At 48.1% G+C, this 22,583-nt stretch carries 21 protein-coding genes; 10 read left to right on the plus strand and 11 right to left on the minus strand.

Annotated features, from left to right (window positions below; genetic code table 11):
* Window positions 1-166: 166 nt before the first annotated feature.
* The 3 genes from psbF to H6H02_RS22075 are packed head-to-tail and all read left to right on the plus strand — an operon-like array spanning window position 167 to window position 604.
* A complete protein-coding gene (psbF, locus tag H6H02_RS22065) occupies window positions 167-301 on the plus strand; it encodes a cytochrome b559 subunit beta (RefSeq protein WP_190410996.1) in 135 nt (44 codons plus the stop codon).
* A 13-nt stretch (window positions 302-314) separates the two neighbouring features.
* Window positions 315-437 (plus strand): photosystem II reaction center protein L, encoded by a 123-nt coding sequence (locus H6H02_RS22070; protein WP_190410995.1) that lies wholly within the window; start codon window positions 315-317, stop codon window positions 435-437.
* A gap of 47 nt (window positions 438-484) precedes the next feature.
* Entirely contained in the window at window positions 485-604 is a 120-nt protein-coding gene (locus H6H02_RS22075; protein WP_190410994.1) for a photosystem II reaction center protein J, read from the plus strand.
* 119 nt (window positions 605-723) lie between these two features.
* Here the strand turns inward: H6H02_RS22075 and psaI are convergent, their stop codons facing one another.
* The 7 genes from psaI to H6H02_RS22110 all read right to left on the minus strand — a co-directional run bounded on the left by psaI (window position 724) and on the right by H6H02_RS22110 (window position 9,414).
* A complete protein-coding gene (psaI, locus tag H6H02_RS22080; protein WP_190821782.1) occupies window positions 724-840 on the minus strand; it encodes a photosystem I reaction center subunit VIII in 117 nt (38 codons plus the stop codon).
* Window positions 841-935: 95 nt separating this feature from the next.
* Entirely contained in the window at window positions 936-4,085 is a 3,150-nt protein-coding gene (locus H6H02_RS22085; protein ID WP_190821784.1) for a hypothetical protein, read from the minus strand.
* A 124-nt stretch (window positions 4,086-4,209) separates the two neighbouring features.
* On the minus strand, window positions 4,210-5,493 hold the full coding sequence (gene hisS, locus H6H02_RS22090; RefSeq protein ID WP_190821787.1) for a histidine--tRNA ligase: 1,284 nt from the start codon (window positions 5,491-5,493) through the stop codon (window positions 4,210-4,212).
* 353 nt (window positions 5,494-5,846) lie between these two features.
* The gene (locus H6H02_RS22095) at window positions 5,847-6,128 is read right to left on the minus strand and encodes a hypothetical protein (RefSeq protein ID WP_190821789.1); all 282 of its coding nucleotides are present in this window, start codon (window positions 6,126-6,128) and stop codon (window positions 5,847-5,849) included.
* Window positions 6,129-6,189: 61 nt separating this feature from the next.
* Entirely contained in the window at window positions 6,190-7,164 is a 975-nt protein-coding gene (locus H6H02_RS22100; protein ID WP_190821791.1) for a hypothetical protein, read from the minus strand.
* A gap of 212 nt (window positions 7,165-7,376) precedes the next feature.
* Window positions 7,377-8,153, minus strand: a complete 777-nt coding sequence (locus H6H02_RS22105; RefSeq protein ID WP_190821793.1) for an RNA polymerase sigma factor SigF — start codon at window positions 8,151-8,153, stop codon at window positions 7,377-7,379.
* Between the two features lie 427 nt (window positions 8,154-8,580).
* Complete coding sequence (locus tag H6H02_RS22110; protein WP_190821795.1) at window positions 8,581-9,414, minus strand: photosystem II manganese-stabilizing polypeptide; 834 nt, start codon at window positions 9,412-9,414, stop codon at window positions 8,581-8,583.
* A gap of 241 nt (window positions 9,415-9,655) precedes the next feature.
* Between H6H02_RS22110 and H6H02_RS22115 the strand changes: the two genes are divergently transcribed.
* The 4 genes from H6H02_RS22115 to ctpC all read left to right on the plus strand — a co-directional run bounded on the left by H6H02_RS22115 (window position 9,656) and on the right by ctpC (window position 14,783).
* The gene (locus H6H02_RS22115) at window positions 9,656-10,015 is read left to right on the plus strand and encodes a hypothetical protein (RefSeq protein WP_190821797.1); all 360 of its coding nucleotides are present in this window, start codon (window positions 9,656-9,658) and stop codon (window positions 10,013-10,015) included.
* Window positions 10,016-10,162: 147 nt separating this feature from the next.
* Window positions 10,163-11,608, plus strand: a complete 1,446-nt coding sequence (locus H6H02_RS22120) for a phosphoglucomutase/phosphomannomutase family protein (RefSeq protein WP_190821799.1) — start codon at window positions 10,163-10,165, stop codon at window positions 11,606-11,608.
* Window positions 11,609-12,021: 413 nt separating this feature from the next.
* Window positions 12,022-13,248 (plus strand): (E)-4-hydroxy-3-methylbut-2-enyl-diphosphate synthase, encoded by a 1,227-nt coding sequence (gene ispG, locus H6H02_RS22125; protein WP_190821801.1) that lies wholly within the window; start codon window positions 12,022-12,024, stop codon window positions 13,246-13,248.
* Between the two features lie 251 nt (window positions 13,249-13,499).
* Window positions 13,500-14,783 carry a carboxyl-terminal processing protease CtpC gene (gene ctpC / locus H6H02_RS22130; RefSeq protein WP_190821803.1) on the plus strand — a complete coding sequence of 428 codons (1,284 nt, stop codon included), beginning with the start codon at window positions 13,500-13,502 and terminating at the stop codon, window positions 14,781-14,783.
* Window positions 14,784-14,846: 63 nt separating this feature from the next.
* On the opposite strand, the gene H6H02_RS22135 is transcribed toward ctpC, so the two are convergent.
* The 3 genes from H6H02_RS22135 to H6H02_RS22145 all read right to left on the minus strand — a co-directional run bounded on the left by H6H02_RS22135 (window position 14,847) and on the right by H6H02_RS22145 (window position 18,294).
* Window positions 14,847-15,035, minus strand: a complete 189-nt coding sequence (locus H6H02_RS22135) for a transposase (protein ID WP_190821805.1) — start codon at window positions 15,033-15,035, stop codon at window positions 14,847-14,849.
* Window positions 15,036-15,069: 34 nt separating this feature from the next.
* Window positions 15,070-15,987 carry a prohibitin family protein gene (locus H6H02_RS22140; RefSeq protein WP_190821807.1) on the minus strand — a complete coding sequence of 306 codons (918 nt, stop codon included), beginning with the start codon at window positions 15,985-15,987 and terminating at the stop codon, window positions 15,070-15,072.
* Window positions 15,988-16,266: 279 nt separating this feature from the next.
* Complete coding sequence (locus H6H02_RS22145; protein ID WP_190821809.1) at window positions 16,267-18,294, minus strand: elongation factor G; 2,028 nt, start codon at window positions 18,292-18,294, stop codon at window positions 16,267-16,269.
* 434 nt (window positions 18,295-18,728) lie between these two features.
* Between H6H02_RS22145 and H6H02_RS22150 the strand changes: the two genes are divergently transcribed.
* Window positions 18,729-19,562 (plus strand): tetratricopeptide repeat protein, encoded by an 834-nt coding sequence (locus H6H02_RS22150; protein WP_347342637.1) that lies wholly within the window; start codon window positions 18,729-18,731, stop codon window positions 19,560-19,562.
* A gap of 25 nt (window positions 19,563-19,587) precedes the next feature.
* Here H6H02_RS22150 and H6H02_RS22155 read toward each other — a convergent pair whose 3' ends face one another.
* Window positions 19,588-19,869: an HNH endonuclease gene (locus tag H6H02_RS22155; RefSeq protein ID WP_190821821.1), complete on the minus strand. Its 282-nt coding sequence runs from the start codon at window positions 19,867-19,869 to the stop codon at window positions 19,588-19,590.
* A 148-nt stretch (window positions 19,870-20,017) separates the two neighbouring features.
* Between H6H02_RS22155 and H6H02_RS22160 the strand changes: the two genes are divergently transcribed.
* Both H6H02_RS22160 and H6H02_RS22165 read left to right on the plus strand, forming a co-directional pair.
* On the plus strand, window positions 20,018-20,905 hold the full coding sequence (locus H6H02_RS22160) for a PspA/IM30 family protein (RefSeq protein WP_190821813.1): 888 nt from the start codon (window positions 20,018-20,020) through the stop codon (window positions 20,903-20,905).
* 270 nt (window positions 20,906-21,175) lie between these two features.
* Entirely contained in the window at window positions 21,176-22,492 is a 1,317-nt protein-coding gene (locus H6H02_RS22165) for a hypothetical protein (protein WP_190821815.1), read from the plus strand.
* Window positions 22,493-22,583 lie beyond the last annotated feature (91 nt).

Below are 22,583 nucleotides of genomic sequence, written 5' to 3' on the forward strand. Positions count from 1 at the left end.
ATCTCTGGCTTGTTGGAGGAGGCTTCAAAGGTTCAGTATCCTCAATATTAGGTTTACGAATCCCTGTTTGCAGGAACAGCCTTCCCGTTACGGTACGAAAAGTCCCATTTCCATCAAAAAAATGGGGAGTGTCAACAAGTAAGTCGTTTAAAAGAGGTGGCAAAACATGACTACTAATACGCCTAATCAGCCAGTTTCATATCCCATTTTTACCGTTAGATGGCTAGCGGTTCATACGTTAGCTGTCCCAACAATCTTTTTCTTGGGCGCGATCGCTTCTATGCAATTTATTCAACGATAGGAGAAACCTAATTATGCCAGAACGGAGTCCAAATCCCAATAATCAGCCAGTTGAGTTAAACCGAACTTCTCTTTACTTGGGCTTGCTACTGGTTTTTGTCCTTGGTATCTTGTTTTCCAGTTATTTCTTTAACTAACTGGGTTTGACTGCATCATTTTTAAGTTGAATTAGGAGGAAAACGCTGTGTCTGGAAGTGGAAGAATTCCGTTGTGGATTGTAGCTACCGTCGCTGGTCTGGGCGCGATCGCTGTGCTGGGTGTTTTCTTCTATGGTGCCTACGCGGGTCTAGGCTCCTCTTTGTAGAGAAAAGCTGGCTAATCAACCAGATTTGAGAGAATTCTCATCCAAGTTACTAAAGAAAAACCGCCTATCTGACTAAAATAGGCGGTTTTTTCCATTTCCCAGCGAATGCCCAGCTAACGTTAAATTCCCGTTGCGTCTTCGCGCTCAATATAAAGAAACAGGAAAGCCATCGCTACAGCCGGGAAGATCAAGCCAGTTAGAGGCACCAGAATTGAAGGTAAGAATGAAGCTCCCATCTTTAAATTTCCTATTTTAATGAAACAGCTTTCGTAATTGAATTTACAGTGAATTGGTAGCCAAAAACCGAATCATAAAAATTTTTAACAAGCGCTTAATCCGCAAACTCATCTAGCGACCAGTTAGGCAAATCGGGGGGAATAACTATACGGTCAACAGTTACTTTATGGCTCTCCCGTTGGGTATACGTATCAACCGTGACTGCCTCAAAACGGATTTCTACACTCCCAAACGGCACGGTTAGCTGAGTTGTTGCTTCCAGGGATTCTAAACCAGTCGGGAAAAAATCGACTAGCCACCGGGGACCATCCAGTAGCGATCGCGTTTGGCGGTCATGCACCCACAGCTTGACATAGAAGCGGGGGGACTCAGATTGCAATGTCAGGCGAACACCCAGCGGTTGCCCAGCAACCAGTTCGCCTTCGGGTAAAACTAGCTCAGGCTCTGGCACGGGTTCCTCGTCTAGCGATGATGGCTGCGGTTCTGGGGGAAACCCCCGCCCCGCATTAGCAAAACGCGATCGCCCTGGTTGTATCCCCCTAGCAGAGGCTTCTCGCGAGCCATAGCCGTCTCGCCTACTGGTGCTGGGAGGGAGTTCCGAGGGGTCATCATCTACCACAATCTCTCGCTCTGCCCAGTTAGCAGCAGACTCTGCCATCGATAAAACATTCTTAGCCATCTCAACCGGGTTCTGCGGAGTTTCTGGCAGTTGACCAGAGGCTGCTCCTACCTCTTGGGGATTGTTCGTTGCATCGCTAGCAATACCGGCACCATCACTCAATTCTTCCTCCAACTCTGGGAGAGGAGGTTGTTGGTCTAATAATAGTGCTACGAGTTCCCAGTCGGTGGGCATTGGCTCTGACAAGCGGTCGGAGTCAGTTTCCCCCTGCGGCTCGGCGGCGGTGGCTTCGGTGCCATCTGCAACGTCAGTGTCTTTGCTGCGCTGGTCTTTACTGCCCTCGTCTTTGCTGCCCTCTGTCAGGTCTGCTGAAGGCTCTACTTCCTCCGCAGACTCCTCCTCCGTCGAAAGTACCTCCTCCGGTTGCAGCCATGCTGAAGATTCCTCATCAGTTGCCAGGTTGTTCAACCGCGACAGAAAACGATCTTGCAGCTTGAGGGTCGCAAAAGCCGTATCTAGGGGCGATGTCTGGGAGTCAGCGGACGGTGGGGTTTCTCTTGATTCAGCGGCGTGTTCAGCGGAGTTTTCTACCCCCTCGGTATCAGAAGTATTTTCAACCGCCACGTCCTGGTGGCTATTGAAATCTGTATCCCCATCGGCGCTAGCATCTGTTCCATCGGGTTCCTCCGGACGCTGCCAAGTCTGGGCTAAGTGATTCAATAAATTATCAAATAACTGCTCTACATCAGGTGCAGTCCCCTGTGGAGTGGTGGCATCAACAGGTTTGGCAGGAAGGTCAGAAGATAAATCTGCCTCAGGTTCCGGAGGAAGGGCAGAAGATAAATCTTCCGCTTCAGCGATAGGCGTGTCGGCATTCTCGATGCGCTCGATTGTAGGCATCGCATCAGAAATTACCGGAAGTTTCAGCGATCGATTGACTGGACTGGCAGGATCGGGTCGATAAAGTTGCGGGGGGAGAGATACCACGGATGGAGGTTCAGAAGTCACTGATGCATTGCGATCGCCCAAAGCGATGTCCTCAGGCTCATCCCTATTGGTTGCTTCATTGGTTGCTTCGCGGTTCGCTGTTACCTCAGTATCGGAAGCAATTGCTGGAAGTTCCGGGGGTTTAAGCGCTGCGATCGCCGGATCGGGTTTAGCAATCTGTTCCGGTAGCGGTTTATTGGGCAAAGGTTCTAAATGCAGCGGCGGAGTATCTTTTGCCGTTTCCACCAGATCGAGGAAAGAGGAATCAATCGGGGGTGTCTCTCCTAAAAGAGAGTCTAACGGCGGGTTCAATAAATTTGCGTGCTGTTTATCGTGAGCGATCGCGTCGAGCAAGTCTTCCAAATCGGCAGTCACGGTAAAGGCGTGAGTCACCAAGACTGTCTGAAGCTCATCGATTAACGTGACTTCTCCTAAAATCAAACGGGTTTGGCAATTTTCGGGCAGCTCTAAATTACAGCTAAAAGAAAAACTCGGCACCTGTTCGGGTATCAGCTGCTGGACATCTACCAAAATTTGTGAGTTTTGCGGATCGCGCATTTCAATTCGCAGGATGTCTGGCTGCAAAAGATGCAAATCTCTAAAATTGTCTGGGATCTCCACTTGTCCGCTGAAGGTAATCAGTTCTCCCCGACGCACTACCAGCGTTTCCCGATCGAGGGTCAGTCGGATCGGTGCTTCATCAATTTCAGGCGGCTCAGTTTCTGCTGAGTAACCCCTTCCGTCAGCAGAAAAGGAAAGCTCCGACGAGGCATTGCCAGGGGGGGACGTTAAGGAATCGCGCGACAACTGACTCTGCGGTATTGCTCCACGAGTAGTAGATGTCGGCTCAAACGCTTGCCAGACCGGATCGACGACTTCGTGTAAGATTTCGTCCACCATTTGTAGCGAGTGTTCTACGAGGCGGCTGACGGGCACTGCTGCCTTCGGAGGGTTGCGGTTGAGTGCCGTCTCCCACCTTTGTGACTCCGATGCCTCGAAGGAGAGGAATAAGTCATTGACTGCCTCATCCTCGTCTTCTTCCCACCCAGCATCTGTCATCGCCTCTGCCGTCGATTCGTCCCCTGGGGAAGGGGTACTGGAAGGGGGCAAATCTGGATTCGGAAGGTCTACGTCAGCAGTGAGCGTTTCGGTGGTTGTCGGAGCAGGGTTAACGGGCAAGTCAGCGGCAGAACCTGCGGATGTTTCTAGGACAGTTTCGCTGGCGACCCCTGCCTGGGCACTCCAAACGGGCCGCATTTGTCCAACGACGACATCTGCATCTGCTGGGGAGGTTGGCAAAACCTGGAATTGAATCGCCTGCTGCCAAGTGTTGCCGAGGAAATCTGACATGATATCGCCAGAGCAGCGCAACTCCCATCGCCCTGACTTGAGGTAGGTGAAGGGAATGACCACCATCAACCCTTCGGCGTTGGTGCGGCGCGATCGCTTCTGAAACCGCCGCTTGGGGGGAACTTCCTCCGTGCTGTCATAGGTGATGCGAATTTCCACTTCGGTATTGGGACGGCTGGAGTGAGCAACCACCCGATACCGACCTTCTTGGATTTCCACACTTGGTGTCTCTAAGGAGAGCCAGGAGGAATCGCCCTCTTGTTGTATCAGAAATTGCCAGTATTCCATAGGAGGCAAGCAGCAAGCATAAAGGATGAAGTTTAGGATGAAGTTAGAGTTAGAGGCGCGGCTGAAAGACAGTGTGACGTATTATTACACGCCAAACTTCACACTTCACACTTCATAATTCCGATTACCTTTTTACTTTAATCTGCTGCCGCAGTTCCTCGATCATTCCTAACAATTCAGTTTGAGCGATCGCACTCTGCTCTTTCGATGCCATCCACTTCAGCTTGACGGTTTGGTTTTCTGCTTCTTCTTCTCCCAAAACCAAGCAAGCGACAGCACCGCTACGGTCAGCCCTAGCGAACTGCTTTTTAAAAGCACTTCCACTCAGGTCTAGATCCACGCTAAACCCAGCTTGACGTAATTTTTGAGCTAATTGTAAAGCTTGGGATTCGGCTTTCTCGCCTCTAGAAACCACGTAAAAATCCAACGTCGGGGCGGGTGCCTCTTGCAGCTGTTGCAGCAGGATGATCAACCGTTCCAAGCCCATTGCCCAACCCACTGCGGGTGTCTTGGGTCCCCCTAGTTCTGCTACCAGCCCATCGTAGCGTCCGCCACCACAGACAGTTGCTTGCGCTCCCAGGTCGTCCGAGATAATTTCAAAGGCAATATGAGTGTAGTAATCCAGACCGCGCACCAGACGCGGATTGAGCTGGTAGGCAATCCCCAAATCAGCCAGACGTGCTTGGATTTGCTCAAAGTAGCGACAAGAATCTGCACTCAGATAATCTAAGATACTGGGAGCCTCTTGAACAATTGCTTGCGTCCCCCGATCCTTACTATCGAGTATCCGCAAGGGATTGCGACTCAGCCGTACCTGCGAATCCGGGTCTAACTCTTCTTTGTAGGGAGTTAAGTAATCTACCAATGCTTGCCGGTAACGCTGTCGATCTTCAGGACTTCCTACCGAGTTAATATCCATGCGGAGATTTTTTAGACCGAGGGTTTGCAGAATATCGGTAGCGATCGCGATCGCCTCTGCATCTGCCCTCGAATCGGCAGTCCCCAACACCTCTACACCCAGCTGGTGAAATTGCCGCTGTCGTCCCTTCTGGGGAGCTTCGTAACGAAACATCGGTCCCAAATACCAGAGGCGCTGAATCCCACTTTTGACATCAAGCGCGTTTTCAATATAAGAGCGCACGACCCCAGCCGTTCCCTCTGGTCGCAGGGTCATGGAATAAGGATTTTCCCCCCGACTCTTGAAGGTGTACATTTCCTTCCCGACCACGTCTGTGGCTTCGCCAATCCCGCGCTCAAATAGCGCCGTCAGCTCAAAAATCGGAGTGCGAATTTCTTGATAAGCTGCTCTGCTTAGAATATCCCGGGCGACCGATTCTACCCATTGCCAGTACCCGACTTCTTCGGGCAGAATATCCCGCGTTCCCCGTATAGCTTGAATGCTTCCCATTGTTTAGATTTTTGATTTTAGTGCGTGTCATAAGTTTTTCACCCCCTGGATTTTAACTTTACCCCCTTCCCTGCTAGGGAAGGCTACCGTGTATACACAAGTCTTCTTGAACTTGCAAGTCCCGTTTTGATCCCCCCAACCCCCCTTAAAAAGGGGGGCAATTAAGTCAAAGTCCCCCTTTTTAAGGGGGATTTAGGGGGATCAATCAACGTTTTGCCAATTAATGAAAAGATGTGCATACATCGTAGGCTGTAGGCTAGGGAAGGGTAGGAGGTTAGGTCATTGCAATGACGATAACTTCATGACACTGAAGATTTTAGATTTTAGATTCAATCTCATCTAAAATCCAAAATTTATTGGTTTTCCTCCCAAGGTCGATAGCGCTGACCATAGTAGTCCAAAATCTGCTTGACCCGTTGGCGACTCAATGAATCCGTATCTTCTGCATATTGAATCCATAAGCCGCCAACTTGGCTTTGATGATAGTCGAACGATTGCCCCGAAGGCTGGGGAACCAGACCTATGTCTACCCCTTCTACCTGACGCAAATGGGCAGCAATTTCCCGATATACCGCTAAGGGCAACTCAGGGAAGCGAATTTGATACCGCAGCCGTTCTCCTCCAGCAGTCTGCACCCTTTCAACTCCTAAAACAACTGAATCGATCGTGGTACTTGTTTAAGCTTGAGTAGAGCCATTAGCCATTAATCGCTGGTTTGTTCGCAGGAGCAACAGCCGTCGGGGTACCGGGTTGATCAGGCGTTGCAATTGGTTTTTCTCCAACTCGTCGAGCAACTTCTCTTCCGTATTGCTCCAGAATTACCACCGGACTGGCACCATTATTGACTTCAATCCGCTTGACTAGCACCTGTCCATTGGATAAACGCTGTCCCACTCCGACGTAGCGACTTGGCTCGTTTGGTACCTTCACAATTGCCTGAGGTTGACCACCCACCTGAACCACACCTGTGACTTCTACACTTCTTGCCAGGTTGGGTTCTGGTAGCGGCGGCAGTTTCGGTAGCAGTGGCGCGGGAGCAGGAATCCGAGGAGCCGTAGCAATCCGACTACCTGGAGTTACGCCGTTTCTGGTTCCCGGAGGTGTTACGTTTCTCCTACCCGCAGTCGCCCCATTTCGGGCACCAGGAGTGTTAGCGGGTCGTACCGTCGTCCTTGCACCAGCACTCCCCCGACTGCCTCCAGGCGTTCTGGAAGGTCTGATACCGGGTAGGGGGGGCGGTACGGGAACGGAACGCCTAGTAGGAGCCAAACCTTGAGGAGGCGCTAGACCAGGAGCCGGAAACGGAGGGGGAGGCGCACCCGAACCCGTCTCGTTGGGTGTTACTTCTACAATTGGCGTTAGGGGAACAAGTGCAAACGGATCTTGCCGCCCTTTCTGAATCTCTCGTATCCGCGCATCCGAATTAGTGGAGGGAATTAAGCCGGAAAGACCAGGAACGCTTGCTGGTTTTTGGGCAACTGTCGGATTGGAAAAAGTTGACTTACCTACGGGAGTTGATGGAGCTGTTGGTGAAGCAGTTGGTACAGCAGACGGAGCGGGAACTGGAGCAATGCTAGGGCTAGGAGCTACAGCCGTATCCTCTCCCTGAGAACAGCCACCCACTGCCAGAGCCAGTATCCCCAAAAACGCAATCCATGAATGTTGACGCATGACCAGTCCCCCAGTGCTTTACCTGCATCCGCCAATAGAAATTCCCTGTTTGCTTTCAACAGTTCTAATATATATGCGGATAATTTATTTGATTAAATGTGTGCAAAAACACCCACTTATATACCATTTTAATGGACTGAGATCAAACTATCGCATTTGTGTTACTTTCTTCACTGAACCGGGAATCTCCGTTTCCCCGGTTGTTGAAAGTGTCAATCGTCAGTCCCTGCCATTAACTTTTTCAGAGAATCCAGTCCCTTTTTGACTCGCCGAGAAACTGTCACTACACTGATGTCTAAGCGTTCTGCAACTTCTTTTTGCGTTAAGTCGTGTAAAAAAACAAATTCCAAGATTTCGCGGGTTCGATTTTCTAGCTGAACCAAAGCTTGTTGCAGGCGAAGCTGGTCTTCTTGTGCTAACTGAAAACTCCGATATTGGGGGTCTGGGACGATTTCACCTAAGCAAGTTTCACCTTCCGAACCATCCCCTAGGGGTACATCTAAGCTGACAAGTTCACGGTTTTGAAAGGCTAACTTGATTTCCTGCCATTCTGTCTGTGAAATTTCTAGCTTTGCTACCACCTCTGAATCGGTAGGGGGTCGGTTGTACTTTTGCTGGAAAGACCGGGTCAAAGAAACTGCCTGATAGTGTAGCGCTTCCCAACGCCGAGGAATGCGGAATGAGCCACCTTTATCCCGTAAATAGTGCTGAATTTCTCCGCGAATGTAGGGGATGGCAAAAGAACTGAAGGCATGACCCTTGGACAAGTCAAAGCGCTCAATCGCTCGAATTAAGCCTAAACAGCCGACCTGAAGTAAGTCTTCGTAGCTTTCCGTACACTGATTCGTCCAGTGATGTGCTTCTTTTCTGACCAATCCAAAATTCAGTTTTACCAGCTGATTGCGAACAGTATCTGAGCGATTTTGCTGGTACTCTCGTAACAGCCTTAGGCTTTCAAGCTTCAGTTCCGGAGTGGCAGTGCTATACATATACGAAGTTCAGTTGGTAGAGTGGCCCGGTTAAAAACGTTTGTTTCTGTTGTTATATTCTGTTTTTGAAGTGGGTGCTGTGATGCTAAACATCGGTTTCAATAACCAAACTTTAAGCCGGAACGCTAACAAATGCAGTTGGGGAAACGCCTAGGACTGTAGCATTTTCCCCAAATTGCGATAGGTTGCTTTCTTTTCCTCGCTTCAAAATTCAGTTTATTCTCTGACCCTGATCAATTACAACAGCATTTTCACCGAGAGACTCGCTTGAGGTAATCACTCACATGATTGCGGAGTGTAAACAGAACCACGAAGCAGCAAATGCTGACCTGGCGAAAAGAAAGAAAAAAGGGGCTTCCAAACCCCTTTTCCTCACCCGCACGCAAAGCCAAGCCGCGTGGTTCGCTGCTAATGAGCAGATTGAAGCCTATTCTGGTGAAATCCGAGCATAGAAGATGCCGCGAATTTTCACTTCTTTGGCTTCGCCAGCGCCTAGATCGGTATCGGATGGCTGCTCGCTCTCAAACGTACCGGCAATTTCACCAGTAAGGTTATCTACTTTAGCAACTTGGAGAGAAATTTCGCCCTTAAGGGTTTCGGCACGCTTCACATTGGCACGTGTCAATGCTTCCTGATCGGCTTGGCTGGGGAGTGCCACTGCATTATCATAGCCAGTGACAACACCGCGACCCTTGGGATCGAGGAAAGCCGCTCCCCGATAGGAGGGAACGTTAAATTCGCCTTCAAAGTCAGTTGAGGTGTTAATACTGTCCATTCCTGGCTGGCTTTTGGCAACCAGATTTTTGATCGTGAATAGGAAGGGTACTCGCTCACCACCGGGTAGCTGGACGGTAATGGCTTGGAAGTCGAGACCATCTTGTTCAATAAAGGTCAAACGACGATCTTCGTCAACTTGCAATTTACCCAGCACCTGATCGATGCTAGAAGTATATCGGGTCAACAACTTACCCTGAACGAATTGGGCGGATTGCCGTTTGTTAGTCGATTCTTCTTTGACAAAGAAGCTGGTTGGCTGCAAGCACAGGTTCGTCAAAGAATAAGACTGACCAGGCTGAATAGGAATGGCTCCGCGTGTCGTTTCTGACAGTTGCGGACAGTTATTCGCAAGCCCTGTACCTCGAATTTGGTCGTAAGTGAGTGGAGTGGGAACGCTGGTCGCAGATGCTGGACCTTCACTACAAGCAGTTAATACTCCCAAGCACAAAGCTAGGAAGGCAACAATGAAAGCGCGATACCTCATGGTCAACCTCAAATATTTAATCTAGGAATCCCTACCAGTAGAATCTGGGATTGGGCTTAAGTTACAACAGACAAAAGTGAAATTCTTAATTAGGCTCGGAATGGTTCGGCTCAGAATCTCTACAGTGAATTTTACAAGGCTTTGTGTTGCCTTTATCCGGAAGCTCAGTGTAAATTGACCATTCCAGTCAGTGAAAGACTCGGTTAAAGTTGAGTTGATCAAACGGAGTAAAGGGGATGGCGTGAACAGCGATCAGAATTTAGAATTGGGGCTTCTGAAGCCGGAACTGCAAGCGATCGCTACTTCTGTTCGCGCTTTAGCACAGACTTGCCAGGGGGATACTCTGGCTCTATTGGCGTTGCTGCGGGCGTTAGAAAGTTGGCATCGTGAGATTCGAGATGGCGTGTTTCAGGAGTCTTTGCCGGATAATCGTCAAGCTCTATACGCTCTGCTGAAGGATATGGAAGAAGGGGGCGGCTGGCCCTACATTGAGCGCATGAAGCTGCGATCGCTGTTGGAAAAGCTCTCAGCCGCAGAATCGCCCAATTCTTCACACCCTCTACCACTGGAGTCAGAAACTCACCCACCTCAGCCTGGTTGAAGTTACACGGTTGAAGGCAAAACTCTTTCACTGGCGTGGCTCTAGGCGTGTGAAGTTGTCAATCTTTATTGGGCTATAGAGTACAACAAATGCTAAGATCCTCCAGTTATTAATGCAATCTCTGAACACTAACCCCCTGCTTAATTTATGCCGGTTGCTGTTAATCCGATTAAGTTTGGTACAGATGGCTGGCGAGGCATCATCGCCGCAGAATTTACGTTTGAGCGGGTGGCTTTGGTAGCACCGTTGGCGGCACAAGTCCTGGCAAATGTCTATGGCGAGACGACGGGTAGCCGCACAATTATTGTGGGTTATGACCGGCGCTTTATGGCGGAAACGTTCGCCCGTAAAGCGGCCCAAGTCGTGCAAGCAGCCGGATTTGAGGTGCTGCTGAGCAGTAGTTATGCCCCCACACCGGCATTTAGCTGGGCGGCTTATCAACGGAGAGCTTTGGGAGCTTTGGTGATAACCGCTAGTCATAATCCCGGATCATATTTAGGGTTAAAAGTCAAGGGTGCATTTGGAGGATCGGTACCTCCGGAAATTACTCAGCAGATTGAAGCGTTGTTAGAGAAGGAACCGTCACCTGACTCGACGATGGCGGGCAGCTTGGAGATGTTCGACCCGTGGCCCAATTACTGCGAAGCACTACGGGCGAAAGTCGATATTGCTTGCATTCAGGATGCGATCGCCCAAAATAAGCTCACTGTTTTTGCTGATGTGATGCACGGTGCGGCTGCAACTGGACTGGAACAACTGCTGCAAATGCCAATTCAGGAAATTAATAGTTCCCGCGACCCTTTATTTGGTGGCGGTGCGCCGGAACCTTTGCCGCGTTACCTTTCCCAGATGTTTCGGCAGATGCGGACTCACCGACGCCGCAACGGTGATGGGTTAACAGTGGGGTTCGTGTTTGATGGAGATAGCGATCGCATTGCGGCTGTCGATGGACAGGGAAATTTCCTCAGTTCCCAAATCCTCATCCCAATTTTGATCGAACACATGGCATCTCGGCGGGGATTGACGGGCGAAGTCGTGAAAACAGTGAGTGGTTCCGACTTGTTTCCCCGCGTCGCGGCCCTGTACAATCTGCCGGTGTATGAGACGCCAATTGGCTACAAGTACATCGCCGACCGGATGCTAACAACTCAGGTGTTAGTCGGTGGTGAAGAGTCCGGAGGGATTGGCTACGGCAATCATATTCCAGAACGGGATGGGCTGTTGTCAGCGCTGTATCTGCTGGAAGCGATCGCGCAATCAGGAATGGATCTCAGCGATCTTTACCAGCGTTTGCAAGAAAAAACCGGCTTTCATTCTGCCTACGATCGCATTGACCTACCATTAGCGAGTATGGAAGTGCGATCGCGCCTGCTAGAACAATTACAAAATACGCCTTTAACCGAGATTGCCGGTCGGTCGGTGATTGATTGCCTAACGATTGATGGTTATAAGTTCCGCTTAGCAGATGATAGTTGGTTGATGATTCGCTTCAGCGGAACCGAACCCGTTTTGCGGTTGTACTGCGAAGCGCCAACGCTGAAGCAAGTTCATCACACCTTAGAGTGGGCGAACAAGTGGGCGAATTCAGTTTAAGCCCTACAAAGTATATCCCTACAAAGTATCTGGATCGGCGTCCCATTTCCGTAGTTCGCAGCAAAAGGAGTCGGCTTAAGCTTGAGTTAACTCCTTTTTGTGAATAAGCAAAAATAGATTTCAATGTTAACTAAACCAGAGACTTTCAACACTCCTTCTGATCCATGATTAGGAATGCGGAATACCAAGGAATTGGATTATTTGTTAATGTAAGTCTTGGTTTTTAGATTCAATATAATGACGGGTATAGGTTGGATATTTTAGCACTGATATCGAGACGGTGAAAACGGTTGGCTTGTTGCTGACAATATCCCTCCTTACTACTACACAGATAAAAGCGGACTTAGCCAAACTTGCCCCTTTCTGTGGCAATCTGAGAAACAGAGAGGAAAGCCAAAATTAAAGAAAAGGTTATGCAAACCCTGCCCAATCCAAGCACTACCAGTGCATCTTCCAGTCAACCCTCCTTTGACACCACTATCAAGCGGCGCAAAACTCGTCCCGTCAAAGTGGGGAATGTCACGATTGGCGGCAACTACCCAGTGGTAGTGCAGTCGATGATTAATGAAGACACCCTTGATATTGATGGGTCGGTTGCCGGAATTCGCCGCCTGCACGAGATTGGCTGCGAAATTGTCCGCGTTACCGTGCCAAGTATCGGTCATGCGAAAGCTTTAGCGGAAATCAAGCATAAATTAGCTCAAACCTATCAACCAGTGCCGCTGGTCGCTGATGTGCATCACAACGGCATGAAGATTGCCCTGGAAGTTGCTAAGCACGTTGATAAGGTGCGAATTAATCCGGGGTTGTATGTGTTTGAAAAGCCAAAGTCGGATAGAAGCGAATATACCCAAGCTGAATTTGACGAAATTGGCGAAAAGATCCGCGAAACTTTAGAACCCTTGGTAGTTTCCTTGCGCGATCAAGGTAAGGCAATGCGAATCGGTGTCAACCACGGTTCTCTTGCCGAACGGATGCTGTTTACCTACGGCGATACTCCAGAAGGCATGGTGGAATCTGCCTTAGAATTTATCAAAATTTGTGAATCTCTCAACTTCCGCAACCTGGTAATTTCTCTAAAAGCCTCGCGGGTGCCAGTGATGTTAGCCGCTTATCGTCTGATGGCACAGCGGATGGATGAGCTGGGGATGGATTATCCCTTGCATTTGGGCGTCACTGAAGCAGGTGATGGCGAATACGGACGCATTAAATCTACCGCAGGCATTGCGCCTCTACTAGCTGATGGGATTGGCGATACGATTCGAGTCTCAATCACCGAAGCACCAGAAAAAGAGATTCCCGTGTGCTACAGCATTCTCCAAGCACTGGGATTGCGGAAAACGATGGTGGAATATGTCGCCTGCCCCTCATGTGGGCGGACATTGTTTAATCTAGAAGAAGTGCTGCACGAGGTGCGGGAAGCCACCAAACATCTTACAGGTCTGGACATAGCAGTCATGGGATGTATTGTCAATGGCCCCGGAGAAATGGCGGATGCCGACTATGGTTATGTTGGTAAACAGCCTGGTTTCATCTCTCTGTATCGTGGCAGAGAAGAAATCAAAAAGGTACCGGAGTCTCAAGGAGTTGAAGAGTTGATTAATTTAATTAAGGCAGACGGACGTTGGGTCGATCCTTAAGTAAGTGCTGAGTGGTGAGTGTTGAGAAAAGTTAATTCAAAACTCACAAAATGAGTTTTGAGGAAAACATTAATTTAAAACTCAGGCGCGGTAAATCGTGTTTCTACAACTCAAAACTCAAAACTCTCGACTTCCGGACTGACACCCAGTGCAGCTGGATAAATAATTGCGCTCTCAGGCTTCCAGATATGGGCTGTGCTAGAGTTAGCGTAATTCCTTGGCAGTAGTTTCCCCCCGGCTCAGAAAGGATCATGGTAATTACAAAACGCGGCCTCGTTCTCGGTGCGACAGCACTGGTTTTATCGACTGTTGCTGTTACGGGCGCTGGTATTCATCTGTCTCAAGGTCAGGCTTTTTTTCGTGAAAGTCCCAAGGAACTTGTAGATGAAGTGTGGCAAATTATTGACCGCAGTTACGTAGATGGCACCTTTAATAAAGTCAATTGGCGGTCAGTTCGTAAAGACTACCTAAATCGGTCTTACCCCAGCAAGAAGGAAGCCTATGAGGCGATCCGGGAAATGCTGAAGAAACTGAATGACCCGTATACCCGGTTCATGGACCCAGAAGAGTTCAAGAGTATGCAGATTGATACTTCTGGGGAATTAACGGGCGTTGGCATTCAACTCGCTCAAGATGAGGAAACGAAAAAGCTAACGGTGATTGCGCCAATTGAAGATACACCGGCTTCTAAGGCTGGTGTTCTGGCAAAGGATACCATCAAGAAAATTGATGGCAAGAGTACCGAGGGGATGGATGTCAATGATGCTGTGCGCCTGATCCGAGGACAACCGGGAACACAAGTGACGTTGACTATTCAGCGGGGCGATAAGGAATTAGTATTTCCCCTGAAACGGGCACGGATTGAAATCCATCCGGTGCGCTCTAGCAAGCAGAATAGTTCTATGGGTGAAATAGGCTACATTCGCCTCAATCAGTTTAGCGCCAATGCTGCTAAGGAAATGGGGGATGCGATTAAGGATTTAGAACGGCAGAAGGTAAATGGCTACATTTTGGATCTGCGTTCTAATCCAGGCGGATTACTCTACGCTAGTATTGAAATTGCTCAGATGTGGTTAAAAGACGGCACCATCGTCTCAACGGTGGATCGTCAGGGCGAAAGGGAACGAGAGAAAGCGAATAATCGCCCCCTCACAGATAAACCATTAGTGGTGCTGGTGGATGGCGGATCGGCAAGTGCCAGCGAAATCCTCTCAGGGGCATTGCAAGATAATAAACGGGCTGTTTTAGTGGGCACAAAAACCTTTGGTAAAGGCTTGGTGCAATCGGTGCGGGGCCTGGGAGATGGTTCGGGGCTGGCGGTGACGATCGCTAAGTATTACACTCCCAACGGGCGCAATATTAATAAAGAGGGGATCAAGCCGGATGTGGTGCTGGAAATGACGGAAGCTCAGCGCAAGGCATTGCAAACCGATCGCAATAAAATCGGCAGCGCGGACGATCCTCAATATGCCAAAGCGTTGGAGGTGCTGAATCAGAAGATTGCCGCCCAACGAGGAAATCAGGCGCAGAAATAGTTATGAGTGTTGAGTGTTGAGTGTTGAGTTGAAATTAAAAACTGAACACTCAACACTCATAACTTATTGAGGTTGGCACTTTCCAGCGCGAATTAAGCCGACGCGACGAGCGATCGCTTCCTGTTGAGAATCAAATGGTCCCCAGCTTTCCACGAAAGCTGATTTATCCTCCCCTGCGACTTGTTCGCTAGGGAGGATTTCACATTTACCTTCTTGGCGCTTGACAATATACCAAGTTTGGGAATTTGTCATCTTAAATAAAAATTAATTCAACAAAGAGAGACTGCTAAGGTTTTGGAGCTGCTGTATTGCTTGAAGTTCCTATTTCTGGCTGTAATAGGATTGGCAAACCGCCTTGTCCTTGACCACCCATCACTACAATTTTAGAATTTGGGGATTGAGCTAGTTTTTCAGTAGCTTCAATTGCCTTTAATTGCAGCATTCGGTCGGTCAGACCTTGAGCAATTATTTTTTGAGAATCAGAAATACCTCTAGCTTCAATGCGTTTACGCTCAGCCTCTTGACGCTCTTTTTCCAGAGTAAATTTCATCTGCTGGCTTTGCTGCTCAACTTGGAGTTTTTGCTCAATTGCTGCTTGGAGCGTATCGGGAAGTTTAACTTCTCTCAATAGAGCTTCTTCAACTACAAAACCAAGAGGTAATAACTGCTCGCTTAGCCGTTGGCGAAGCTGATTAGCAACTTCTTGGCGTTTAGTCGAGTAAATTGCCACAGCCGGGTAATTAGCAGTGATTTCGCGGACAAGGGAGCGAAATCGGGAACTAATAATATTTGCCTCTTCAGTGCCAATATTTTTATAAACTTCTGCCGCTTTTTGCGGATCTAGTTTGTATTGAAGACTGACATCAATATTGAAAGCTAAACCTTCCTGGGATGTAGCCTCTATCGTTTCCTTCACATCTTTCAGCCGAGTGGAAAATATCTCGACTTCGGTAAAGGGATTGACTAAATGGACACCAGGATTAAGGGTGCGTTCGGAAACCCTTCCCAAGGACTCTACAACGCCGATATTTCCAGCGGGGATAATCAATAAACTGCGGAAGACGGTAGAAAGCACTGCAATTGCTCCAACTAGCGAAGCGATCGCCTGTACCGCCAAGCGCGAGCGTTCATTCTTAACTTTACCAGCATTGAAGAAAACGAGGATAGAAATTAACGTGATCAGGAGCGAAGTCATAAAAGACATAAATTTCCCTCCATCAGCTCTAAAAGAGTTTTATAACTTAATTTGACGATACATCCTGCTGGTTAAGGTTAGGTAATTAAACAGCAAAAAGCTAATTGGGACTATTTATTGTATTTGTTTTTAAACGACTGAGATTTGAAGAGTAATTAATTGCCAAGGTTAAAACAAATTCTACGGTAAGGAAAAAGGAAAAAGAGGGGGAATAAGATGACTTACCTTTCTGTTTTTGTGTCTAGTTTGGTCTTTTCTCTTCTTTTTGCCTTTTTCCTTTTCTCTTTTTTAGCCGTTAGTGGCTATCACTCGTTCAGCCAGCTTGTCTGGGACTTCTTGGAGATGGTCGTACTTCCAATGAAAGAAGCCGACGCCCATTGTGAGCGATCGCAACTCCACGATAAAGTTGTGCATCTCTGCTTGGGGTAAGTAAGCAGAAACGCAATCCCAACCAGGCCAATCCGACTTCCCTTCGTAGCCGAGAATTTGTCCCCGGCGTCCGCTTACCAGTTGCAGTACCTTAGAGGTAAACTCGGCTGGGGCACACGCCTGAATCGCGGTAATTGGTTCTAGCAGCGTTGGTTCGCACTTAGGCATTCCTTCCTGCATCGCAATCCGGGCTGCCTGTTTAAACGCTTGTTCGGAACTATCGACGGAGTGGTAAGAACCATTCGTCAGCGTCACCGCTACATCGACCACGGGGAAGCCCAAGGGGCCATGTACCAAATACTCCCGAACACCCGTCTCAACCCCAGGGATATACTGTCTCGGTACGACGCCACCGACAATTGTTTGACTGAAGTTAATGCCTTCGCCACGCGACAGCGGCTTGATATCGAGATAAACATCGCCAAACTGACCGTGACCGCCACTTTGGTGCTTGTAGCGCCCGTGAATCGAGGATGCGGGTTTGCGAATGGTTTCTTTGTAAGGAACTCGCGGCAGGTGAGTGGTCATAGGCAGGTTGTACTTGCGCCGCAGTCGGTCGAGGGCAACTTGCAGATGAATTTCACCTTGACCCCAAAGGATGACTTCGTGAGTATCGCCGTGTTGTTCCCAAGCCAGGGAGGGGTCTTCTTCTAGCAGCTTGGTGATGGCGCTGCTGAGTTTAACTTCATCGTTGCGTTTTTCGGGCGTAATCGCTAATGCAAAAACGGGTGCCATTTGCTCGGCTTTGGGGAGTTCGGTCGCCAGTGGGTCGCCGGAAGCGGTCAAGGTATCGCCAGTTTTAATTCCCTCTAAGCGTCCCAAGACAACAATCTCACCGGCTTCGGCTAAAGTCATCGGCTGTTGTTGCTGACCCATCAGACGGTACAAGCCACCCGTCCGAACGCCATTAAGGACAATTCCATCGGTTAACGTACCTTGCCACACCCGCACGAGGGAGATTTTCCCACCTTGAGGGGTGTAATAAGTTTTAATGACTTGCGCCAGGGGGGCATCGGCATGGAGAACAATTCCCCGTCGTTCGGCAGTGGTGGATGGGTCGGGTGCTTCTCGCAACAATGCTTCCAACAGCGGTCGCACTCCATAATCTTGCTCGGCAACGCCCAGGAATACAGGCACGATTAAATCTGCCCCTAATTCCATCTTCAAGTCTTGGAGAATTTCTTCTTGGGGTGGGTTAATTTCCTCTAGCAGTTCTTCTAACAGGTGGTCGTCAAAATTTGCCAATTCCTCCAGCATTTCTGCACGGGCGGCTTGTTCCTGCTCTTTGAGACCATCTGGCATCGGCACCGGGTCGGCGGCGGCACCGGGATGGTAGTGATAAGCTTGTTCGCTCACTAAGTCGATAAAGCCGCTCAGTTGTTCGCCTTGACCGATGGGATACTGGTGTGGGATGACGGGGCGACTGGAGACGGTTTTCAGGGAGTGCAGCACGTCCATGAAGTTGTTGTTCGCCCGATCCATTTTGTTGATGAAGACTAGGTGCGGGATTTCCCAGTCGTCAAGGAATTTAAATAGAGGTGCGAGAGTGAGGACGCGATCGCTCACGGGTTCACACACGACAATTGCCGCATCGACGCCAATTAGAGCATTGTAGGTTTCTTGAGCAAATTCAACCGATCCGGGACAATCGACAAAGGTGAAGCGGACACTGTCGTACTCGGTGCTAGCCGTTGATACTTCCACGCTCATGTGGCGGTCGCGTGCCTCTTGGGAACTATCTCCCACCGTGTTACCGTCTGAAGTGCGACCTTTGCGGGAAATCGCACCCGTGACGAAGAGTAAACTTTCTAGTAACGTAGTTTTGCCACTTAAGTAGGGGCCAACAATTGCAACATTGCGTACCCCAGACATGACTTTTTCGTTCATAATTCACCCCCAACAAAATAAAAAAGATGTAGAGATGTGAGCTATCGCATGGGTATGCGGTACCGATGCCATTAGCAACTCCTGGAGGATTTTTGCCCTCCCGTGCCGATGGCGATTACTGTTAACAGTTAGATGTAACAGTTAGATGGAATTTTCTATCCCTGAATGTGAGGTTAGCGCGTTCTAGGGGCAATGACTGAGAAATTGCAATTTCTTTTAAAGCAAACCCAGCAAAAACTTAAGTTGAATGAATCAGTATTAATTAGCTATAAATTTTATGAATATATGCAACAAATAACCACAAATTTGTTAGAAGAAAATCTAAATGGGTGGGCGACAAACGTAACAATTGTAAAGAGGTGACACGGAGAATGAGAACGTACCAGCAGATGAGATGGATAGCTGGAGGGTTAATACTGTTACTGGGTGGGAGGATGACGCCAGCGGTGGCTGGGACAGCCGCGACGCCAGTACAAATTGCTCAAGCTCAATCGGCGGTGGACTTGATGAATCAGGGACTTCAGCTGATCGGTCAAGCAAAAACACAAGAAGCGATCGCCTCTTTTCGACAAGCAGCCCAACTCGACCCCAAACTTGCACCCGCGCATTACAATCTGGGGCTAGCATTGCGCCAGGTGGGGCAATTGCAGCCAGCAGCGGATGCCTTTTACCAAGCAGTCCAAGCCGATCCTAACTTTGCTCTCGCCTATGCCAATTTGGGTGCAGCGCTACTAGAGGGTAATAATCTTGAGCAGGCAGGTGATTATTTGTCACGGGCGCTGGAACTCGACCCAAAGTTGGGGGTTGCTCATTACAATCTAGGTTTGGTAAGGGAACAGCAGGGAGATGAGGAGCGAGCGATCGCGTCTTTTAAACAAGCGATGCAGCTGAGTCCCAAAGCCCCAGAACCTGCTTATCATTTGGGACTCGCTTATCTACAACAAAACAACCTGGATGAAGCGAAAAAGGCATTTCAACAAGCCATTCAAATCAGCCCTAAATATCCAGAAGCCCACTATAACCTCGGTTCCATCTTGATGAATCAGGGAAAACTAGACGAAGCTCTCGCTGCCTTTCGCAAGGCAGCAGAGGCTAATTCTAACTACCCCAATGCCTACTACGCTGCCGGGTTAGTCTTCCTACGCCAAGGTCGTTACAGTGACGCCCAGCAAGTTTTGCAATATGCCAAACAACTCTACACTGCCCAAGGGAATACCCAGTGGGCTTCTAATGCAGAGGCATTATTAAAGCGATCGCAAAACCCCTAAACCCTTAAAAATTAGTTTTTAATCTTTAATGGTTTCCCCGATGCACTCTAACGCGCTTATTCGGGTCTTGCTTCTTCACCCAAGACAAAAACTTCGCCATTTGCGGCTCGTCCTTCAGCCTTTCCAAACAGTTAAGTTCTTGGGCTAATCGCGTATTGTCAAATAAATTATGTATTTGCCGATGGCAGGCAGAACATATTTTTGCAGTCGGACCAGGATCTTCATGTTTACGCTTGGTTTTCTGCCTCGGAATCAAGTGATGAACAGTCAACCGCTCCACTTCTCTTTCACATAACTCGCAAATCATGTTTTGCACAAAAAACTATTATGATTCTAAAAAATATTTTTTACCTGCTGCATTTTCTGTTTAATTAATCTATAGTTGCAGCCCTCTGGACTAATAAAGAGCGAAAAAATAGTCATACAGCACTACCAGCAGTAAAGGAAGCAGAATCATGGGATTATCTGATGGAACTAACCGCTCGCTCAGAGCGCAAATGAACGACCTTATCAACCAAGCTGGAGGTTATGAAGAAATCCTAGAATGGGCTATCCTGAAAATGCAGGAAGAATTAGAGCATTCCCGTCAAGCTTTGAGCAGTGCAACTGTTCGCCAAAACCGCACCCAGCAACAGTACGACGAAGCCCTAGCAGAAGCGGAAAAATGGGAGCGACGGGTTCAACTTGCATTGGCAAAAGGGCGTTCAGATTTAGCGATTGAAGCACTACCTCGTCAGAATACTAACCAAGAAATGGTTAGGAGATTGAAATTTCAGCTAGACCAGCTAACGGTTCAAGTAAAAAATCTTAAAAAGAATTTAACTGCTCTAGAGAGTAAAATTGCTAAAGTTAGAACCAACAGAGATCACATCAAATCAAGCATAGCTGATGTCAACGTCAATGAACCGTTGCCAACTACCGACGTTGAGATTATCTTGCTCAAGGAAAACCCTGAAAAAATTCTAGAGGAAGCTATCTCGGAGACCCAGCAGGCTATTGCTAATGCAATTACCGATTGGGAAAGGCTTCAGCAACAACACAAGCAAGCTGAGGAAGAAACTAATCACTGGCATCAACAGGCTCAGATAGCTCTGCAAAAAGACGATGATAATTTAGCTTTTCAAGCTCTTATCAGTAAGACAGTTCAAGGCAAAATAACTACTGCCCTCAAAACTCAGCTCGTTCGGCAAGTGGCAATATTAGAACTCCTAAAGCAAAACTTAATTGCTCTAGAAAATGTCAAAGACAAGCTTGAAGCACAGGTATCCGCTGAAATCGATCATGAGTGGGATGATGATTTACTGGTTATAGATGCTGACATATGTATACCTTCCCCTGATTAAACAGCTGTCTCTAAATCAAATTCAGCGGTTAATTTGGAATAAAAATTACTGCTAGTTGGCTCCGCGCAGGCTTCGCCAATATTTTCTTTATGTCTTTGTGGTTCAATACACTCTTTTTGCCTTCACAAATAATTTCAGATAGCAATAGATACTAATTGTATTTGTTATAACTAAGTTTAAAAACCAGTGAAAATACGATTTAAGCCTAAAATCGTTTGTGATAGGTATATAAAGAAACTTCCAGCTCCAAAATCATTCCAGAAAAAAGCTATGTTTCAAACCCATAAACAAGATGATGTAATCTCAGGCGCTGCATTTGTTACCGGAGGCGCAGCGGCGGGTGCTGGAGTTTCCGCAGCAATTGGGGGGATGGGATTAGTCGGAGGATTCGGAGCAGTTGGAATTGGTATGGCACCCGTTACAGCAGCAGGCGCGGTTGCTGGTGCTGCTGCGTATGGAGCATTCAAAGGCATAGGAGAAGGAGATGCTTTCGCTTTAGGTTCGATGGGAATTGGTGCAGTAGGCGGCGCAGGCTTTTCCTCTGTTTTTGGCGGCATGGGATTAGCTTTTAAGGGAACAGCGGTTGGAATTGGTATGGGTTCCTTTGCGGCGACAGGTGCAGTTTTTGGATTGGGCGTTTATGGTTTATTGAAACTGATTGACGAATCGGGAAGTGGGGAAACCGCATATCAAGCTTTCGAGCGAATGGAAGAAAAAGTATTATGGCAAGAAGCTTATACTAATGCACTTCTAGAGCTAGAATTAGCAGCACTAGATAATAAGTTAGCAGGTGATATTTTAAAGCATAAGTTTGCTGCCCTAGAAATTGAGGACGAGTTGAAGGCGCTAAAAGCAAAAACACCAGCGAAGACTGCTTTGAATCTAAATTATTCTGCACCTCATAAAAATATTTCATCCAAATTTTCTACCTCTAACCCAAATTTAAATCCCTCTGCAACGCCTAAAACTTCCATTCATCAAATACCGTTACCTAAAACCAAATTTACTAAGCCTAAGATTGCACCAAGATTGACAAAAATTGAGTCTCAGACACCTCAAGGCTGGAAATGCGTACACACCCTAAAAGAGCATTCAGCCGCAGTCAATTCGATTGCCATCAGCTCTGATAATCAGACGATTGTTAGTGGGAGTGACGATCGAACCGTTACACTGTGGAACCTGAAGACTGGAAAAAAATTTTTCAACTTCTTTGGACAAGGACAAGAAGTTTCTTCAGTAGCAATTAGCCCGGATGGTCAGACGATTGCTAGTGGCAGTTTTGACCAAAAAATTACCGCCTGGAATCTACGTAAAAAAGAATTTCTTTACACCTGCTTTTATTCAAACTCTGCTTACAGTCATTCAGGCTTTGTTTACGCGGTTGCTTTCAGCCCAGATGGAAAAATTATGGCTAGTGGAAGCGCTGATAAAACGATTAGGCTTTGGGGTGCCTCTACAGGAAAACTAAGAAGCACGCTGAATGGACATTCTGACGCGGTTTTGTCTGTGGCGATTAGTCCTGATAGCCAAACTCTTGCCAGTGGAAGTGCCGATCAAACCCACATTCCGCAGGTTTCAAACCAGTAGGTAGTATTTCTGGCAAGCCGCCCCCAGGAAGCGGAGAATGCGCTGCCGTTCTTCGGTCAAATTGACCACTTGATGGAGGTGGTGCATCTCT

Source organism: Coleofasciculus sp. FACHB-1120 (assembly GCF_014698845.1).
Lineage (GTDB): Bacteria > Cyanobacteriota > Cyanobacteriia > Cyanobacteriales > FACHB-T130 > FACHB-T130.

Bases quoted from the DNA above. Each gene is read 5' to 3' on its own strand.
- psbF (WP_190410996.1), top strand. From the start codon at position 167: ATGACTACTAATACGCCTAATCAGCCAGTTTCATATCCCATTTTTACC.
- H6H02_RS22070 (WP_190410995.1), top strand. From the start codon at position 315: ATGCCAGAACGGAGTCCAAATCCCAATAATCAGCCAGTTGAGTTAAAC.
- psaI (WP_190821782.1), bottom strand. From the start codon at position 840: ATGGGAGCTTCATTCTTACCTTCAATTCTGGTGCCTCTAACTGGCTTG.
- H6H02_RS22085 (WP_190821784.1), bottom strand. From the start codon at position 4,085: ATGGAATACTGGCAATTTCTGATACAACAAGAGGGCGATTCCTCCTGG.
- hisS (WP_190821787.1), bottom strand. From the start codon at position 5,493: ATGGGAAGCATTCAAGCTATACGGGGAACGCGGGATATTCTGCCCGAA.
- H6H02_RS22100 (WP_190821791.1), bottom strand. From the start codon at position 7,164: ATGCGTCAACATTCATGGATTGCGTTTTTGGGGATACTGGCTCTGGCA.
- H6H02_RS22105 (WP_190821793.1), bottom strand. From the start codon at position 8,153: ATGTATAGCACTGCCACTCCGGAACTGAAGCTTGAAAGCCTAAGGCTG.
- H6H02_RS22110 (WP_190821795.1), bottom strand. From the start codon at position 9,414: ATGAGGTATCGCGCTTTCATTGTTGCCTTCCTAGCTTTGTGCTTGGGA.
- H6H02_RS22120 (WP_190821799.1), top strand. From the start codon at position 10,163: ATGCCGGTTGCTGTTAATCCGATTAAGTTTGGTACAGATGGCTGGCGA.
- ispG (WP_190821801.1), top strand. From the start codon at position 12,022: ATGCAAACCCTGCCCAATCCAAGCACTACCAGTGCATCTTCCAGTCAA.
- ctpC (WP_190821803.1), top strand. From the start codon at position 13,500: ATGGTAATTACAAAACGCGGCCTCGTTCTCGGTGCGACAGCACTGGTT.
- H6H02_RS22135 (WP_190821805.1), bottom strand. From the start codon at position 15,035: ATGACAAATTCCCAAACTTGGTATATTGTCAAGCGCCAAGAAGGTAAA.
- H6H02_RS22140 (WP_190821807.1), bottom strand. From the start codon at position 15,987: ATGTCTTTTATGACTTCGCTCCTGATCACGTTAATTTCTATCCTCGTT.
- H6H02_RS22145 (WP_190821809.1), bottom strand. From the start codon at position 18,294: ATGAACGAAAAAGTCATGTCTGGGGTACGCAATGTTGCAATTGTTGGC.
- H6H02_RS22150 (WP_347342637.1), top strand. From the start codon at position 18,729: ATGACGCCAGCGGTGGCTGGGACAGCCGCGACGCCAGTACAAATTGCT.
- H6H02_RS22155 (WP_190821821.1), bottom strand. From the start codon at position 19,869: ATGATTTGCGAGTTATGTGAAAGAGAAGTGGAGCGGTTGACTGTTCAT.
- H6H02_RS22160 (WP_190821813.1), top strand. From the start codon at position 20,018: ATGGGATTATCTGATGGAACTAACCGCTCGCTCAGAGCGCAAATGAAC.
- H6H02_RS22165 (WP_190821815.1), top strand. From the start codon at position 21,176: ATGTTTCAAACCCATAAACAAGATGATGTAATCTCAGGCGCTGCATTT.